General features: G+C 64.3%; 15 protein-coding genes. 11 read left to right on the top strand and 4 right to left on the bottom strand.

Going from position 1 to position 16,864, the window contains the following annotated elements; translation table 11 throughout:
- Nucleotides 1-40 precede the first annotated feature (40 nt).
- From EXV95_RS13665 to EXV95_RS13650, 4 genes are all read right to left on the bottom strand, one after another.
- Nucleotides 41-376 (bottom strand): hypothetical protein, encoded by a 336-nt coding sequence (locus EXV95_RS13665; protein ID WP_176887271.1) that lies wholly within the window; start codon nucleotides 374-376, stop codon nucleotides 41-43.
- Nucleotides 377-705: 329 nt separating this feature from the next.
- Complete coding sequence (locus tag EXV95_RS13660) at nucleotides 706-1,743, bottom strand: MerR family transcriptional regulator (protein WP_176887270.1); 1,038 nt, start codon at nucleotides 1,741-1,743, stop codon at nucleotides 706-708.
- A 133-nt stretch (nucleotides 1,744-1,876) separates the two neighbouring features.
- The gene (locus tag EXV95_RS13655; RefSeq protein ID WP_176887269.1) at nucleotides 1,877-2,794 is read right to left on the bottom strand and encodes an EamA family transporter; all 918 of its coding nucleotides are present in this window, start codon (nucleotides 2,792-2,794) and stop codon (nucleotides 1,877-1,879) included.
- Between the two features lie 175 nt (nucleotides 2,795-2,969).
- Nucleotides 2,970-3,881, bottom strand: a complete 912-nt coding sequence (locus tag EXV95_RS13650) for a LysR family transcriptional regulator (protein WP_176887268.1) — start codon at nucleotides 3,879-3,881, stop codon at nucleotides 2,970-2,972.
- 154 nt (nucleotides 3,882-4,035) lie between these two features.
- Here EXV95_RS13650 and EXV95_RS13645 point away from each other — a divergent pair, with 154 nt between their 5' ends.
- The 11 genes from EXV95_RS13645 to EXV95_RS13595 are packed head-to-tail and all read left to right on the top strand — an operon-like array spanning nucleotide 4,036 to nucleotide 16,862.
- Nucleotides 4,036-5,700, top strand: a complete 1,665-nt coding sequence (locus tag EXV95_RS13645) for a DUF1302 domain-containing protein (protein ID WP_176887267.1) — start codon at nucleotides 4,036-4,038, stop codon at nucleotides 5,698-5,700.
- A gap of 14 nt (nucleotides 5,701-5,714) precedes the next feature.
- Nucleotides 5,715-7,067, top strand: coding sequence for a DUF1329 domain-containing protein (locus tag EXV95_RS13640; protein WP_176887266.1), 1,353 nt, complete (start codon nucleotides 5,715-5,717; stop codon nucleotides 7,065-7,067).
- Nucleotides 7,068-7,080: 13 nt separating this feature from the next.
- The gene (locus EXV95_RS13635; protein ID WP_176887265.1) at nucleotides 7,081-8,115 is read left to right on the top strand and encodes a hypothetical protein; all 1,035 of its coding nucleotides are present in this window, start codon (nucleotides 7,081-7,083) and stop codon (nucleotides 8,113-8,115) included.
- On the top strand, nucleotides 8,112-10,511 hold the full coding sequence (locus EXV95_RS13630) for an RND family transporter (RefSeq protein ID WP_176887264.1): 2,400 nt from the start codon (nucleotides 8,112-8,114) through the stop codon (nucleotides 10,509-10,511). Before EXV95_RS13635 ends, EXV95_RS13630 begins: the two co-directional genes overlap by 4 nt.
- Nucleotides 10,512-10,530: 19 nt before the next feature.
- A complete protein-coding gene (locus EXV95_RS13625) occupies nucleotides 10,531-11,031 on the top strand; it encodes a nuclear transport factor 2 family protein (RefSeq protein ID WP_176887263.1) in 501 nt (166 codons plus the stop codon).
- A gap of 8 nt (nucleotides 11,032-11,039) precedes the next feature.
- Complete coding sequence (locus EXV95_RS13620) at nucleotides 11,040-12,203, top strand: S9 family peptidase (RefSeq protein ID WP_055401979.1); 1,164 nt, start codon at nucleotides 11,040-11,042, stop codon at nucleotides 12,201-12,203.
- A gap of 46 nt (nucleotides 12,204-12,249) precedes the next feature.
- Nucleotides 12,250-13,191 (top strand): VOC family protein, encoded by a 942-nt coding sequence (locus tag EXV95_RS13615; protein ID WP_176887262.1) that lies wholly within the window; start codon nucleotides 12,250-12,252, stop codon nucleotides 13,189-13,191.
- Between the two features lie 7 nt (nucleotides 13,192-13,198).
- Entirely contained in the window at nucleotides 13,199-13,549 is a 351-nt protein-coding gene (locus EXV95_RS13610; protein ID WP_176887261.1) for a Rieske (2Fe-2S) protein, read from the top strand.
- Nucleotides 13,546-14,676 carry an FAD-dependent oxidoreductase gene (locus EXV95_RS13605; RefSeq protein ID WP_176887260.1) on the top strand — a complete coding sequence of 377 codons (1,131 nt, stop codon included), beginning with the start codon at nucleotides 13,546-13,548 and terminating at the stop codon, nucleotides 14,674-14,676. Before EXV95_RS13610 ends, EXV95_RS13605 begins: the two co-directional genes overlap by 4 nt.
- A gap of 12 nt (nucleotides 14,677-14,688) precedes the next feature.
- Nucleotides 14,689-15,849: an MFS transporter gene (locus tag EXV95_RS13600; RefSeq protein ID WP_176887259.1), complete on the top strand. Its 1,161-nt coding sequence runs from the start codon at nucleotides 14,689-14,691 to the stop codon at nucleotides 15,847-15,849.
- Nucleotides 15,846-16,862: a tripartite tricarboxylate transporter substrate binding protein gene (locus EXV95_RS13595; RefSeq protein ID WP_176887258.1), complete on the top strand. Its 1,017-nt coding sequence runs from the start codon at nucleotides 15,846-15,848 to the stop codon at nucleotides 16,860-16,862. Before EXV95_RS13600 ends, EXV95_RS13595 begins: the two co-directional genes overlap by 4 nt.
- Nucleotides 16,863-16,864: the final 2 nt, after the last annotated feature.

Raw genomic sequence — 16,864 nt, 5'->3', positions numbered from 1 at the left:
TTGGCGGGGGCCGTCGGGTCAATGTGCTGCCCGCATTTGTTTATCTTGTGTCTACCCGAGTAGCCACAAGCGAGGCATTTCGTGTCCACGTCCTGCCACAGTCGCTACTGGATTCACTCTCCCAATCAAAGCCGTTGTGCGTGATGTTGCTGAATCGGATTTTCGTTCTGATGCTTTTGCCTGAGGGATCGACTCCCGTCGCATCTATCAGCATCTCGGTGCCGGTCCACGCCCCATGCCATTCCAAGGCCGCAGTGGGCTGCAGCGCCGCCAAACCGCTCATCTCCCAACGCCCACTGACCTCCGAATAGGTCCGCAACGTGACGTACGACGAGATCGGCCGGCCATCCGGTGCAAGCGCCTTGAAGTCGTCCATGACCATTCGGCCTTCGTTCAGGTACGTTGCGGCCCAGGTCGCTCGGTATCGAAGCAGAACGGAGCCGTCAGGGTTTAGCCGCGCCGCATTGACATCCCAGTCACCTATGAGGAAATCGAATTGCCGGCTTGCGGGAGCCGGGGCCTGAAGATACCGTGCCACTTCGGGGGGCACTGCGGACGGTGGAGTGCTGGATTGCACGAGAGCTCCTTGGATGATGGATTTGACAGGTCTTTCGGCCGCTGGCGACCGCGTGGACACCAGTACGAGCAGACATAGCGCGGCGAGCGCCATTCGATGTGTTCAATGGCTTGGATTTCGTAGCACCTTCATGTTGGCTCGGTTGCTTCAATTGCGGCGCGCACGTATCGCATCAGCGCGTCGTCAACTCCAACTCCGAGCTGCAGATCGGGCTCCCGCGACATCGCGTAGCGAACTTTCGACTCAAGGTCGAGGTCGCCCCCGCTATAGGAATCGCGAAACAACTGAACCCATCGGTTGGCGAGCAACTTCATCGACAGCGCGTCGTGGCAAGTTCCCAATGCCATGTGTTCCCGAACTTGCGCAACAAGCGGTGGCCAGTCGTCCTTGTGAGCCAGCTGACGGCTGCGGAGGTTTTCCGCTTGTGCGTCAGACATGTATTTGGAGAACTGGGCCACACGAGCGTGAACGATTGCCTCGCCGATCCACTTGATCAATCCGGCGTCGATACCGACGAGCTCCTGCGCACGCACCTCGCGCTCCTGCAATGTTTTGAGCTTGCTGGCAAGCGCTGGATTGTTGCTCGTCAGGGCGATCACCATCCGCACCCATCGCCATGCAATGGCATGCGCCTGCGGGCTAACGCCGCGCGCATCGCTAAGCATGCATTGGCGGACTTCCGCAATCAAGCGATCTCTTTGAGACTCGATGTTGCGTGCGCTGCCCGTCGCGGGCGATCGCATGGCTTGTACCTCGGTCACGCTGAGGTGCTGCTCATAGAGAGCAGTCATTTCCAACAGGTCCAACCAATCGACTGTTCCGACGGCATCGGTTGTATCTGTCAGCCGCTCGGCGATGTGTTTGAGCTTAGTGCTCAATTCGCGAGCCTTCCTCTCCTTTGTCTCGAGGAGGTCAATCTGCCGGCGGATGGTTTGCAGTGGGCCAGTCCTCGTGTCATCCAGAGCCGTTCGAATGTCGGCCAACGCGTACCCGATCTCCTTGAGCACCAGGATTCGATGAAGCCTGGCGAGATCCTGAGAACCATAGATACGGGCACCTCCCGCGGTCCGCAGCGTCGGGGACAGAAGGCCGATGGAGTCGTAGTGATGCAAGGTCCGGACGCTCAGACTGCATCGCTTAGCTAGCTCTCCGATTTTGAGTTCCACGCTGTTCACTCTCCCTGACCCAAATAATGCACCATGACGTTACGTCAGGTGCAAGCGAGGAGGACGTTCAAATCGACAAGCTCAGCGTGAACGGGTTGTTGTGTCTTCGGGTGTATGTCTCAATTGGAAGATTTCAGCGCACTGACTCTCGTGCGAGCCCCTTGAGCCTGTCCCATACCGGCCCACCGAACACATTCACCGCCAGCCCGGCCATCAGCAGCCAGGCCCCCGCAAAGTGCACTGGCTGCAGCGCTTCGCCAAACACCAGCCAGCCCGTGGTCAGCCCTACCACCGGCACCAGCAGCGTGAAGGGTGCCACGCGGTTTACGGGGTAGCGCGACATGAGGTAGGTCCACAGCCCAAAGCCCAGCAGCGTGGAGACCCACGCGATGTAGGCCACGGCGGTCATGGATTTCAGCGACAGGTTTTGCACCGCTGCCAGCACAGCACTGGGGCCGTCCATCAGCAGCGCCAGGGCCACAAACGGCAGGGGCGCCACCAGGCTGGACCAGACGATGAAGGCAAACTGGTTCATCGGCCCATAACGCCCCACGGCGCGGGTCACGATATTGCCGCAGCCCCACAGCGCTGCCGCCGCCACGGTCAGCGCGAAGCCCGCTAGCGGCATGGAGGCCCCATGTGCACTGCCAATCAGCACCAGCCCCACGCCTGCCAGCGCCAGGCCCGCCACCTGGTTGCCTAGCCATTTCTCACGCAGCCACCAGGCGGCCAGCAGCAGCGTGAAGAACGACTGCGCCTGCAGCACCAGCGAGGCCAGGCCCGAAGGCATGCCCATGTGGATGGCAGTGAACAGCAGCGCAAACTGGCCCACGGCCATGGTCATACCGTACAGCAGGTACAGCCGCAGCGGCACCTTGGGTGGCTTGACGAACAGCAGCGCCGGAAACGCCGCCAGAAGGTAGCGCAGCGCGCCCAGCAGCATGGGAGGGATGTCAGCCACGCCCACCTTGATCACGGCAAAGTTCAGCCCCCAGACGACGATGACGAGCAGGGCGAGGGCGAGATCACGAGGGCGCAGGGGCAAATTCATGGTGAGGCCGTAGAAGGGTCTGGCTGGATGGGGAGATTGTGCGTGGGCATGCTGGGGGTGGCCGGTACCGATGGGCCGGATATCGATCAAAACAAGACATTTCTCGCGCGCCTTGCGCCTTGCATCCCATCCCGGCAAGGGCCTTGTGCGACCCTGAAAAAATCTTGAACAGGTTCTAAATAAGCGTAGCCACCTCGATCGCGCGCTCGCGCAACCACTGCAGAGCCAGGTCCTTGTCCCGATGGCGGTGCCATTGAAGCGTCTGGCGCATCACCGGGATTTCCAGGGGGGGCTCCCATACGTGGATGGGCAGCCCGTACTGCAGCGCGCGTTGAGCAAGGCGCTTGTGCACGGTGGCAATGCGTGCTGTGCCGATCACTAGGCTAGGCAGGGATGCGAGGGTGGGCGCGGTGACTTCGATGCGGCGCTTGACGCCAAAGCGCTCCAGAAACCAGCCATCGAACGCGGGGATCTGCCGCGCGCCGGAGTAGTCGGCCACCACATGTCCCGCCGCCAGGTAGTCGTCAAAGCTGAGCTGGCCTTGGATGTGAGGGTTGCCCGTCCAGGTGACGCACATGTATGTCTCCTCGAACAGCGTCATGCTCGGGTGTTTGGCCGACACATATTGCTCGGGGATGATGAGCATGTCGGCCCCGTACTCCTCCAGCTGCTCCACGGGGCGGGCGTTTTGCGCCCGCAGATGCACCTGGACCCCGGGCGCTTCGTGAAACAGCTTCTCGATCAAGGGCTGCATGAACACGGTGGTGGTGAAGTCTGACACCAGCAGCGTGAAGCTCCGGGTGTCGGTAGAGGGGTCAAAGCGAGGCTTCTCGGCGATGGTGCTGTCGATGCGCATCAGCACTTCACGCACCGGGTCCAGCAGCGCCTCAGCGCGGGGCGTCAACACCATCTGACGGCCCTGCGGCACCAGCAATTCATCGTCGAAATACGCACGCAGCCGCGCCAGCGCATTGCTGGTGGCGGGCTGGCTCAAGTGGATGCGCTCGCCCGCGCGGCTGATGTTGCGTTCGGTCAGCAGCGCGTCCAGCGCCACCAGCAGGTTCAGGTCGAGTTTGTTGAATCGCATGGGCTACGGGTAAACGTTGATATTCGCGATATCAATAAATGGAATCTGAAAAATCCATTTTTCGAATGCAAGCTTACTCCCTACAGTAGCCACCGAACCGATGTCCAGCCCCTTTGGTCATCAGATTCCCAAAAAAACAGAACGGAGACAAATGATGAAACACTGCCCATCAGGCGCAGTGCGGCGGGGTGCTGCCCAAAGCCGCAGAAGCCGCCTCACGCTGGCCCTTGCCACTCTGGCTGTCACCCCCTGTGTTTCTGCCATCGAGCTGGACACTGGCAACCCCGACTGGAAGCTGCGCTGGGACAACACCGTCAAATACAGCCTCACTGGCCGCCTCAACACGGCCTTGCCTGAGTTGTCTTCCGTGTTGCCCGTGACGGCCAACCAGAACGACGGCAACAACAATTTCAAGCGTGGTGTGGTGTCCAACCGCGTGGACCTGCTCAGCGAGCTGGATCTGACCGGCCCTAGCTACGGTGCGCGCCTGAGTGCGGCGGCCTGGTACGACCAGGCCTACAACAGCCATACGGACAACACCAGCTCCACGTCCAACCACAGCCCTGCGAGCGAGTTTCCGACGGAGACCCGCAAGCTCATGGGGCGCAAGGCCGAGCTGCTGGACGCCTTTGTGTACGGGCGCTTTGATGTGGCCGACAAGCCAGCCACGGTGCGCCTGGGCCGCCACACCCTGTTGTGGGGAGAGAGCCTGTTCTTTGGCGCCAACGGCATCGCGGGCGGCCAGGCCCCGCTGGACCTGATCAAGCTGCTGTCGGTACCCAACTCCACCTTCAAGGAAGTGGCCCGGCCGACCGGCAAGGTCTCGGGGCAGGTGCAACTGTCGTCCGACGTGACGGTGGGCGCGTATGTGAACTACGAGTGGGAGAAGACCCGGCTGATGCCCGTGGGGGCCTACCTCTCGACCAGTGATTCGCTGGGCCCGGGTGCAGAGCGCATCAATGCGGGGCCCACGGGCACGTTCATCCGGCAGGCGGATCTGGACGCCAAGAACTCGGGCCAGGGCGGCCTGCAGCTGCGCTGGCGGGTCGAGTCCATCGATACCGATCTGGGGTTTTATGCCATCCGCTACCACGCCACCACCCCCAGCAACATCAACAACGTGCTGGTAGGCCTGCCCCCCGCGCTGAGGGCCAGCAGCTACCGCTGGATGTACCACGAGGGTGTGCGCGCCTATGGCGCGAGTTTCTCCAAGACGATTGATAACTGGGGCCTGGCGGGCGAAGTCTCGGTACGCCACAACGCGCCCCTGGCCAGCTCTGGGCAGTCCACCCTGGCCACCATTGGCGTGAATGCGGGCCTCAACAACAACAGCAACCCGGGCTACGCGGTGGGCGAGACAGCGCACGCGCAAGTGTCCTGGATCGCATCGCTGGGCCCTTCGTGGATATCGCGCGAAGCGTCCTTTGTGGGCGAGGTGGCCTGGAACCAGCGCACCAAGGTCACACGCAATGCGCAGATGCTCAACCCCAATGCTGACAAATCGGCCACTGGCGTGCGCATGGTGTATTCGCCCAGCTACCGGCAGGTGCTGCCGGGTCTGGACCTCACCCCCTCCATCGGCATGGGCTACACGTTCGGCGCCTCGTCAGCCGTTGGCCCGGGTTTTGGGGTGGACAAGGGCGGCGACATCAACCTCGGTCTGGCCGGGGTGTACCTGGGCACGTGGAACGTATCGCTGAATTATGTGCATTACCTGGGCAAGGCCGCGCCCACGCTCGATGCCGCCAACAACGCGCAATACAAGCAAGCGCTCAAAGACCGCAACTCGCTGACGCTCTCGGTCCGCACCACTTTCTGATCTGGAATTCTGTCATGAAGCACTACCTGCACATCGCGGGCGTCTGCCTGCTGTCGTCTGTGGCCCTGGGCGCTGCACACGCCGCCGTGAGCGCCGAGGAAGCCGCCAAACTCAAAACCGAGCTGACCCCCCTGGGGGCCGAGCGCGCGGGCAACAAGGAGGGCACCATCCCCGCGTGGAGTGGTGGCTACACCACCCCCATCGCGGGGTTCCAGAATGGCGGGCGCCGGGGCGACCCGTTCGCGGGCGAAAAGCCGCTGTACAGCGTCACCGCCGCCAACATGGCCGAGCATGCGAGCAAGCTGACCGAAGGCACCCAGGCCCTGCTTAAAAAATACCCGCAGACCTTCCGGGTCGATGTGTACAAAACGCACCGCACCGCCGCTGCGCCGCAGTGGGTGTATGACTACACAGCCAAGAATGCCGTGCAGGCCAAGCTCGATGGCGAGAAGGTCACGGGTGCCTATGGTGGCATTCCATTCCCCATCCCCAAGACCGGCGAGGAGATCATGGCCAACCATGAACTTCACTGGCGTGGAGAGGCCTGGCAGGCCGACTTCCGGGGCTACCTGGGCACGGCCAATGGCCAGCGCGTGCTGTCGGTGGAGGGGCGCGGCGACTTCCAGATGCCCTACTACGCCCAAGGCCAGCACGACAAGTTCACAGGCGAGTACTGGACCATCCGCCTGGTCAACAGCGGCCCACCGGTGCGTGCGGGCGAGGCCATCACGGGCCGGTCGCACCTGGACCAGGACAAGAGCGCATCGTGGGTGTACCTGACGGGGCAGCGCCGCGTGCGCAAGCTGCCCAATGCCTGCTGCGACACGCCCACGCCTGCCACCGCAGGTGTGGCAAGTTTCGACGAAATCGACGTTTTTGCTGGGCGCAACGACCGCTTCGACTGGAAGGTCGTGGGCAAGCAGGAGATGCTGATCCCCTACAACAGCAACCGCCTGCATACGCCGACCAAGGACAGCGATGTGCTATTGGCCAATCACCTGAACCCCGACCACGTGCGCTGGGAGCTGCACCGCGTGTGGGTGGTGGAGGCCACCCTCAAGTCCGGCCAGCGCCACCAGGCACCCAAGAGCCGCTACTACGTGGACGAAGACACCTGGGTGGCCGTGCTGGGCGACCGCTGGGATGCCAAGGGCCAGCTGTGGAAGACCATCTGGTCCCACCCGGTGGTGATGCCTGACCTTCCTGCCACCACGCCGCAGCAGCAGTGGGGCTTCAACGATCTGATCTCTGGTGCCTGGTATGCCAGCGGCGTGGTCAACGAGCGCAACCAGCACTACAAGATCGTGCCGCGTCGCCCGGACAGCTTCTTCTCGCCCGATGCCATGGCGGGCGAGGGTGTCCGCTGAGCGGGACGGAACCATGCGTATTGCGATCTATGTAGCTGCAGCCATCGCTGCGGCGGGGGCGGGCTGCGCCTTCGCACAGGTGGGGGATGCACTCCAGCGCCCCGCACTGAGCGTGAAGGCACCTCAGCGCGCCGTGCTGCTGGCGGCGGCCACTGCGGGGCCGCGGCTGGTGGCGGTGGGCGAGCGCGGAGTGGTCGCGCTGTCCGACGACCGGGGCGCGACCTGGCGCCAGGCGGCCTGCCCGGTCAGTGTGAGCCTGACGATGGTGCGCTTCGCGGACGAACGCCACGGTGTGGCCGTGGGGCATGGCGGCACGGTGCTGACTACGGCCGATGCTGGCGCCAGCTGGGTGCTGCGGCTGGACGGCCGCCGCCTGGCCGCGTTGGCCAAGGCGGCCGCTACCACGCCCCAGGCGCAGCAGGACGCAGAGCGCCTGGTGGCCGATGGCCCGGAAAAGCCTTTCATGGATGTGGTGGTGTGGGACGCCCAGCGCATGCTGGCGGTGGGCGCCTATGGCTTGGCCTTCTACACAGCCGATGGCGGACAGACCTGGGCGCCCTGGATGGGCAGGTTGCCCAATCCCAAGGCCCTGCACTGGTATGTGGCGCGGCGCCAGGGCAATACCCTGCTGCTGGCGGGTGAGCAAGGGCTGCTAGCCCGCTCCAGCGACGGCGGCGCTACGTTTGAGGCTTTGCCATCGCCTTACAAGGGCAGCTGGTTTGCGGGCGATCTGAACGCCAACGGGCGTGTGGTCCTGGCGGGCCTGCGGGGCAACGCCTGGCGCTCGGACGACGCGGGCAACACCTGGTCGCAGCTAGCATCGCCAACCCAAAGCACGATCACCGCCGTGGCCGACGATGGCAAAGATGGGCTGTGGTTCGCCACACAGGCGGGCGCAGTGCTGCGTCAGCAGGGCGAGGCACTGGTGCCCCTGAACGCGGTGCCCGTACCCGTGCCGTCTGCGCTGCTGCCGCAGCGCGAGGGCCCCTTGCTCGCGCTGGGCGTAGCCGGTGTAGTGCCTGTGGTGGCACAGAAGGCACGGCCATGAGCGTGCACTCCTTCGATACCCGCTCGGGCTCGCTGATCGAGCGCGCGCTGTTCAACCACCGCGCGGTGGTGGTGCTGTTGTGTGCTTTGGTCACTGCCCTGCTGGGCTGGCAGGCCACACGGCTGCAGCTCAATGCCAGCTTTGAAAAGACTATTCCCACCAGCCACCCCTACATCCAGAATTTTCTGGCCTACCAGTCGGAACTCAGTGGCCTAGGCAATGCGGTGCGCGTGGCCGTTGCCCACCCCCAGGGCAACATCTATGACGCGCAGTACCTGGACACGCTGCGCCGCCTGTCTGACGAAGTCTTCCTGCTGCCGGGTGTGGACCGTGCTCGGATGAAGTCGCTGTGGACCCCCACCACACGCTGGGTGGGTGTCACCGAAGAGGGCCTGGAAGGCGGGCCGGTCATTCCCGATGGTTTTGATGGATCGTCAGCCAAGCTGCAGCAACTCGCGGCGAACGTGGCGCGCTCCGGAGAGATCGGCCAGACGGTAGCGCGCGATGCCGCATCGACCGTGATCTTTGTGCCCCTGCTGGCCAAGGATGCCCAGGGCCAGTCGCTCGACTACGCCCTGCTGTCGCGGCAGCTGGAGACGCTGCGCGGCAAGTACGAGGCCGAAGGCGTGGCTATCCACATCACCGGCTTTGCCAAGATCGTGGGCGACCTGATTGATGGCGTGCGGGCCGTGCTGGTGTTCTTTGCCATCGCGGTAGCCATCGCCACGGCCATGGTGTTCTGGTACACGCGCTGCATCCGTTCCACGCTGCTGGTGGTGCTGGCGTCGCTGGTGGCCGTGGTGTGGCAGCTGGGCCTGCTGCCTTTGCTGGGGTATGCACTCGACCCGTATTCCATCCTGGTGCCGTTTCTGGTGTTTGCCATCGGCATGAGCCATGGTGCGCAAAAGATGAACGGCATCATGCAGGACGTGGGACGGGGCGTGGACAAGCTGGTGGCTGCGCGCTTCACCTTCAGGCGCCTGTTCCTGGCAGGCCTGACGGCGCTGCTGGCAGACGCAGTTGGGTTTGCCGTGCTGCTGGTCATCGACATCCAGGTGATCCGCGAACTGGCGATTGCCGCGTCGATTGGCGTGGCGGTGCTGATCTTCACCAACCTGATCCTGTTGCCCATTTTGTTGAGCTACACCGGCGTCAGTGCGGTGGCTGCCGAGCGCAGCCTGCGCACCGAACAGGCTGATGCGGCGGGCGCTGCCAAACACCCGCTGTGGGCCCTGCTCGACCGCTTCACCCAGCGCCCTTGGGCCACCGTGGCCGTGGCCACCGGGCTGGTCATGGGGGTGGGGGGCTTTCTTGTCAGCACGCAGCTCAAGATTGGCGACCTGGACCCGGGGGCGCCCGAGTTGCGCGCAGACAGCCGCTACAACCGCGATGTGGGATTCATGAACGTAGCCTACGGCGCGGGCAGTGACGTGCTGGCGGTGATGGTCAAGACGCCCGAGGGCCAGTGCTCCCAATTCGACGCGCTGAACAAGGTCGATGCGCTCGAATGGGAGCTGCGCCAGATCGACGGCGTCGAGAGCACCAACTCGCTCTCTCTGCTCAACCGCCGGGTGCTGTCGGGCCTCAACGAAGGCAACCCACGGTGGTACGAGTTCTTGCCCAACCAGGACATGCTCAACACCGTGACGGCCAGCGCACCCCGTGGGCTCTACAACGATGCCTGTGGGTTGTTGACGGTGTACGTCTATCTGCGCGACCACAAGGCCGACACCCTGGCGCGCGTCGTGGGCCACATCGAGGCCTTTGCCCAGCGCAACAACACGGCAGACACCCAGTTTCTGCTGGCCGCCGGGACTGCGGGCATTGAGGCGGCCACCAACATCGTGGTCAAGGACGCGTGGCGAACCATGCTGCTGATGGTGTACGGGGCGGTGGTCGTGCTGTGTTTTGTGACCTTCCGCTCGTGGAAGGCGGTGGTGGTGGCCGTGTTGCCGCTGGTGGTCACGTCCTTCCTCGCCGAAGCGTTGATGGTGGCGCTGGGCATGGGCGTGAAGGTCGCCACGCTGCCGGTGATTGCGCTGGGCGTGGGCATCGGTGTGGACTATGCGCTTTACATCCTGTCCATCACGCTGTCGCAACTGCGCGAAGGTAAGAGCCTGTCGGAGGCGTACTACCGCGCCCTGCTGTTCACCGGCAAGGTGGTGATGCTGACGGGTGTGACGTTGGCCGTGGGCGTGATCACCTGGGTGGCGAGCCCGATCAAGTTCCAGGCCGACATGGGCTTGCTGCTGGCGTTCATGTTCCTCTGGAACATGCTGGGGGCCCTGGTGTTGTTGCCCGCACTGGCCCACTTTTTACTGAAGCCCGCGACGCCGGTCGCCAACGCCCGTGCAACTGGGCGCGGCTTGCACGGGGTGCCGCAGGGCGCTCATTGACTGACAACGAGGACGAACCATGACCACGATCCACACGATGTGCGTTGCTGCCGGTCTGTTGCTGGCATGCGTCAGCGCACAGGCCCAGCCCAGCCCCCAATCGGCCGCAGTGCTTGATCGCTATATCGCCGCAGTCCATGCGGGTGACATGGCCGCCGTGCGCGCGCTCATCGCGCCGGAGGTGGAGCGATCGGACTTTCCCGGCTGCACTCCGGCCATGGACAACCCCACCTGCCTGGCCCACTACATCGACGCCACGGTGGTTCGACCGCAGGCCCGCTTGTCTGTGCTGAGCACCGAGGTGGATGGGGATCGGGTGTCTGCGCTGCTGGAGGTGCGCAGCGAGCTGTATCGCCGTCCCGGTGTGGAACGCATCGTGGGCCGCGATGTGCTCCGTGTGACCGATGGGCGGATCCAGTCCTTCCGCTTTGTCCCTGACTTTTCCGACGCGCCCACGGCCGTCTTTTTTGGCACGCTGGGCATCGGCCCGCGCGCCGCACGCCCTTCCGTCAAACCCTGAGTTACACCATGTTCAAGTACTTCCCCACCAACTACGTCTGGAACCTCTCCGTCAATCTCGCCATCGAGATGGGCGCGCGCATCGGCGAGATCGAGCAAATGTGCGCTCCCCTGCAAGAGGCCGCCAAGGCGCCCGATGCCGCCGGCACGGCGGCCTTCCGAGAGACCTGGGTGAGCATGGCCGACCGGCTCTGCGGCCTGGCTGAAGAGGACGAAGCCAAAGGTCGTTTGTTGTCTGCTGGCGAAAAATACCGTCGCGCGTCCAGCTACCTGATCACCGCCGAGCGCCTGCAGGCGCACAACGCGCCCGGTCGCCTGGCGATTTACCAACGCGCGCTGGCGCTGTTCCTCCAGGGCTCGCGCCTCATGGGCGACCCGGTCCAGCGCGTGGAGATTCCCTACGAAGGCAAACACCTCTCGGCCCTGTACTACCCCGCCAACGGCCTGAAGCCCGGCGAACGAGCACCCCTGTGCGTGCAGCTCAACGGCCTGGATTCAAGCAAGGAGATGAAACACCTCGTGGGTCTGCCGGTGTGGCTCGCCAAGCGCGGCGTGTCCTCCCTGGTGGTGGACCAGCCGGGTACCGGCGAGGCGCTGCGCCTGCAGGGACTGACCGCGCGCTTCGACGCCGAACACTGGGCCAGCCGCGTGGTCGACTGGCTGGAGCAGCACCCCGCCGTGGACCCGAAACGCATCGGCTGCGAAGGCGTTTCGCTGGGCGGCTACTACTGCCCGCGCGCCGTGGCCATGGAGCCGCGTTTTGCCTGCGGCGTGGCCTGGGGCGCCAACCACGACTGGCGCGATGTGCAGAAGCGCCGGTTGGAGAAAGAGGGCGACTTCCCTGTGCCGCACTACTGGGCCCACGTGTGCTGGGTCTGGGGCGCCAAGGATGTGGACGACTTCATGCGCATCGCAGAAAACGTGCACCTCGATGGCGTGGTCGAGAAGATCAAGGTGCCGTTCCTGGTGACGCACGGCGAGCGCGACTCGCAGATCCCGCTCAAGTGGGCGCACCGCACCTACGAGCAGCTGGTCAACAGCCCCCAGCGCGAACTCAAGGTGTTCACCGACCGCGAGGGTGGATCACAGCACGCCAGCTTTGACAACAGCATCAATGCCGGCCACTACATCGCCGACTGGGTGGCCGAGACCCTGGGTGGTCATACCGCCTGAGAGCCTCGCACCTGCCCTGACAACCCACACAACCAAGGATCAACAGATGAACATCATTGGACCCGACGCGCTCGTTTTTGGCGTGGACGACGTCGCTGCCTGCGCCCAGTACCTCACCGACTACGGCCTCACTCCTGTGGGCGTCACCGCTGCTGGCGGGCGCTTTGAGGCGCTGGACGGCACTGCTGTGGAGATCCGTCCCAAGGACCACCCCGCGTTACCGCCTTCTTTGGGAACAGCCAGCATGTTGCGGGAAACCGTGTACGGAGTGGCGGATGCTGCAACGCTGGATGCGATTGAGCAAGAGCTGGCGCGCGACCGCACCGTCTCGCGGCATGGTGGCGTGCTGCGCACCACCGACGACCTGGGCTTTGCGCTGGCGTTCCAGGTCACTGTGCGCAAGCCGATTGCCTTGCCCGCGGAGTCGGTCAACGCACCGGGCGCTGCGCCACAGCGCGGGCCCAATGCGCTCGGCCTGTCGCCAGACATGGCCGCCCGGCCTCGCTCGTTGTCGCACGTGGTGTACTTTGTTCCAGACGTGGCCAAGGCCGAGGCTTTCTATACCCGGTTGGGGTTCGTCTGCACCGACCGCTTTACGGGTGTGGGACCGTTCTTGCGCCCCGCAGGTACCCAGGATCACCACACCCTGTTCATGATTGAGACCCCGCCTTTCATGAAGGGTTGTGAGCATTTCACGTTCCACATGGGCGGCCCGACCGATGTGCTTCTGGCGGGGACGCGGTTTGTTGAAAAGGGCTACCAGAGTTTCTGGGGGCCCGGGCGCCACAAGTTTGGCAGCAATTGGTTCTGGTATTTCAACTCACCCCTGGGGTGCCATGTGGAGTACGACGCAGACATGGACCTGCATGACGAGACCTGGGCAGCCCGCGAGGTCCCCATCAGTGCCGATGCGTCTCAAATGTTCCTGTTCCAACACCGCGAGAAGTGGTTTCCGTCTGGTCCACCTCCGGCAGCCGTGCCTCGCTGAGACGATCATGAAGCTGTGTCATTGGAACGATGTGCCTGACGGCGGATCGCGCGGTTTTGACCCTGCAGGTAGCGGCCAGGACACCGTGCTGGTCGTGCGCCATGGTGACCGGTTGTATGCCTATGCCGACGCTTGCCCGCACCACGACACCCCCATGGCCTGGCGCAAAGACCAGTACCTCAACGCTGCGGGTGATCGCATTGTTTGCGCCGCCCATGGCGCACAGTTTGAGATCGCCACTGGTCGCTGCACGCTGGGCCCTTGCCTGGGCGACGCACTGACGCCTGTGCCATTGACTTTACAAGCGAACGGCGAGGTGCACATCGCCGACGCAACCCTTAAGGAGACAAACCCATGAGCCTTTCTTCCCAACGCATATTGATCATTGGCGGAGGTTTTTCCGGCATGGCTGCGGCCATTGAACTGCGCAAGCTGAACGCCCAGGTCGATCTCGTGGAGATCGACCCCGGATGGCGCAGCTATGGCGCAGGCATCAGCCTCGGTGGTGCCACGCTGCGGGCGTTCAGGCGCCTCGGCATCCTCGGTGCCTTTCTGGAGCAGGGCCATGCGGCCGACGGCGTGCATGTGCACCTACCTTCGGGCCAGCGGGTCGCCACGCTGCCCACACCCCGTATTGCGGGCGACGAAGTACCGGGCGGCGGTGCGATCATGCGCCCAGTCCTTGCCCGCATTCTGGCTGACGCCACACGGGCTTGCGGTGCGCATGTGCGGTTGGGCTGTACTTTTACATCCATCGTGCAGGACGCTGACGGTGTGCAGGTCAGCTTCACCGACGGCACAAGCCAGCGCTATGACCTCGTCGTTGGCGCCGATGGCCTCTATTCCAAGGTCCGGGAAGCGTTGTTTGACGGCGCCCCCAAGCCCCGCTACAGCGGTCAGTCAGTATGGCGCGCGGTATTGCCACGCCCCCCCGAAATCGACACGGCCACGATGTGGATGGGGCCACGGGTCAAGCCCGGGGTGAACCCGGTTTCCCAGACCGAGATGTACCTTTTTGTCACGGAGCCCCGAGCCACCAATGACCATGTGGACCCCGCCTCCTTTGCCGAAAATTTGCGGTCGCTGCTGGAGGGGTTTTCTGCGCCGACGCTTCAGGCCATTCGTGACCAGATCGGTCCCGATTCACAGATTGTGTACCGCCCGTTGGAGGGACTGTTGATGCCCCGGCCCTGGTCTAGGGGCCGCGTGGTGCTGATTGGCGATACGGTGCATGCCACCACACCGCACCTTGCATCAGGAGCCTGCATCGGCATCGAGGATGCGCTCGTGCTGGCAGATGAACTGGGTCGTTCTGTAGACACCACCAATGCGCTCGAAGCGTTTGAAGCCCGCCGCTGGGAGCGGTGCCGCATGGTGGTCGAGAACTCCGCTCGCCTGGGCGAGATCGAGATCTGTGGGGGCGACAAGGACGAGCACTCGCGCATCATGCGCGAATCGCTCATGGCCCTGGCGCAGCCAATCTGAACCGGGGGCACCATGATTACAACCAATTCATTCCGGGGCCGTGTAGCGCTGATGGTGGGGAACTGCGCGGGTATGGTGGACTTGGTGGCGCTGCCTGTCTGGGTGGGCACGCTCATTTCGGTGTATCGATTTGACCCCCAGCAGGCCGGCTTGCTCGCCACCCTGTTTCTGGCAGGCGCTGTAGCGGCCAGTCTGGTACTTGCGCCGTTTTTCCATCTGCTCAAGGGTCGCTGGGTGGCGACACTGGGCTTTGGCGTAGCCGCTATGGGCTTTGGGGTCGCTTCCTCCGTCTCAAGTTTTGGTTTGCTGGCCGTGCTGCACGCGGTGTCCGGTATGGGCGCGGGCGCGGCCTTGAGCGTCACCCACGGGACCATTGCCCGCAGCCAAAATCCCCATCGCATGTTTGCCTTGGCTGGAATGGCGCTGGGGGTGTTTGCCATCGCTTTCCTGGGGGGCACACCCGTGCTGGTGGCCCAACGGGGCGGGCCTGTACTGTTCCAGGTCTTTGCGGCGGTCATGGTGGTGGGGGCTGTGGTGGCGGCGCTGGCGTTTCCGGTGCCCGACAACGCAGGCGTGGCGGGGCGTTCAGGAGTGCCCTCCGCACCATTGCCCGCTGCCGTCTGGTGGGGTGTCCTGGGTATCGCGGCCATGGGGCTGGTCCAGTCCATGACGTTCAGCTTTCTGGAGCGCGTGGGTAGCGACCGGGGATACGGGCTCCAGGCGATCACTGGCGTTCTGATTGCTCTGGGCGTTGTCAACCTTTTCCCGGCGGTCTTGGCCGCAGTGCTGGAAAAGCGCTGGGCTGCCCGCAGCGTGCTGCTGGCAGGGCCTGCGCTTCAGGCCTTGCTGGTGGTGGTGATCATGAATTCACCCGTTTTTGCCCCCTATGCCGCAGCAGCCGCAGTGTTTGCGGCCGTGATGATCTTCACGCACACCTTCGCCTTTGGCGTGCTGGCGCGGCTGGATCCCAGCGGCCGTGCCTTGGCCGCCACCCCCGCCATGCTCATGTTCGGCGCGGCCATTGGGCCCATCCTCGGCGGCACCCTGGTCAAGGTCTGGGGCTATGGCAGCCTGGGTGGGGCGGCCCTGGTGATTGACGCAGTGGCGGTCTATGCATTTGCACGCATTCACCGTGCTCCGGGTACTGCAGCTGCAGTGAAAGGCATGGCATGAGCCGCCCTGTTCCCTTTGTGCAGACGCAGCCCCGGCTCAGCCGACGCACCTGCCTGGTGGCGGCTGCAGCGGGCTTGGCTGCGCCATGGGTCTATGCACAGTCGGGCCGGCACATCACCTTCATCGTGCCCCAGCCCGCTGGCAACCCCAGCGATGTGTTCGCACGCAAGCTCCAGACGCTGATGCAACGGGAGCTGGGCCAGACCATCGTCATCGAGAACCTGCCGGGTGCCGGTGGCTCGATCGGTGTGCAGCGCATGCTGAACGCGCCTGCCGATGGTGCGACGGTGGTGGTGGTCTCGCAGACCGAGCCCATCCTCACCCCCTTGTCACTGGCCAGCGCCCGGTACAAGCCCGAGCAGATGCGCGCCGTCGGCACGCTGGGGCGGACCAGCTATGTGCTGGCGGGCCGTGCCGACATGCCCGCCACCACCCATGCGCAGTTGGTGGACATGGCGCGGCAAGCGGCTGCCGCTGGCAAGCCGCTGACCTTCGGGCACATCGGGCAAGGCTCGATGATCCACCTCATGGGGACCCAGTGGGGGCGCCTGTGTGGCGTGCCGCTGGTGCATGTGCCTTACCGGGGCGTGCCACCGGTCGTGCAGGACCTCATGGGCAATCAGATCGATCTGTCCTTTGTGCCGCTGGGGGGCGCAGCGCTGAGCATGCTGGAGACGGGCAAGCTGCGTGCTTTCGGTAGCACTGCCGCCAAGGCGCCTTCGCTGCTGCCACACGCCGCGCCTTTGAGCGAACAGTCTGCAGCGCTCAAAGGCTTTGAACACACCGCCTGGGGCGCGCTGCTGGTGGCGCGCAATACCCCCGAAGCGGCGGTGCATCGCCTGCACCGGGCCTTCGGCGTGGCCCTGCGCGACGCCGAGGTCCAGAGCTTTCTGCGCGCCAATGGCACCGAGCCCCAGGAGCCGCTGTCGCTGGACGCCCTGGAAAAGTTTTACCAATCCGAAATTCAGATCCACCAGGCCCTTGCCCGCACCGTGGGTGTGGTGCCTGAGTGAGC

Source organism: Acidovorax sp. JMULE5, assembly GCF_013376875.1.
Classification (GTDB): Bacteria; Pseudomonadota; Gammaproteobacteria; order Burkholderiales; family Burkholderiaceae_C; genus Acidovorax; species Acidovorax facilis.
This window is presented reverse-complemented; position numbering and strand designations above follow the sequence as displayed.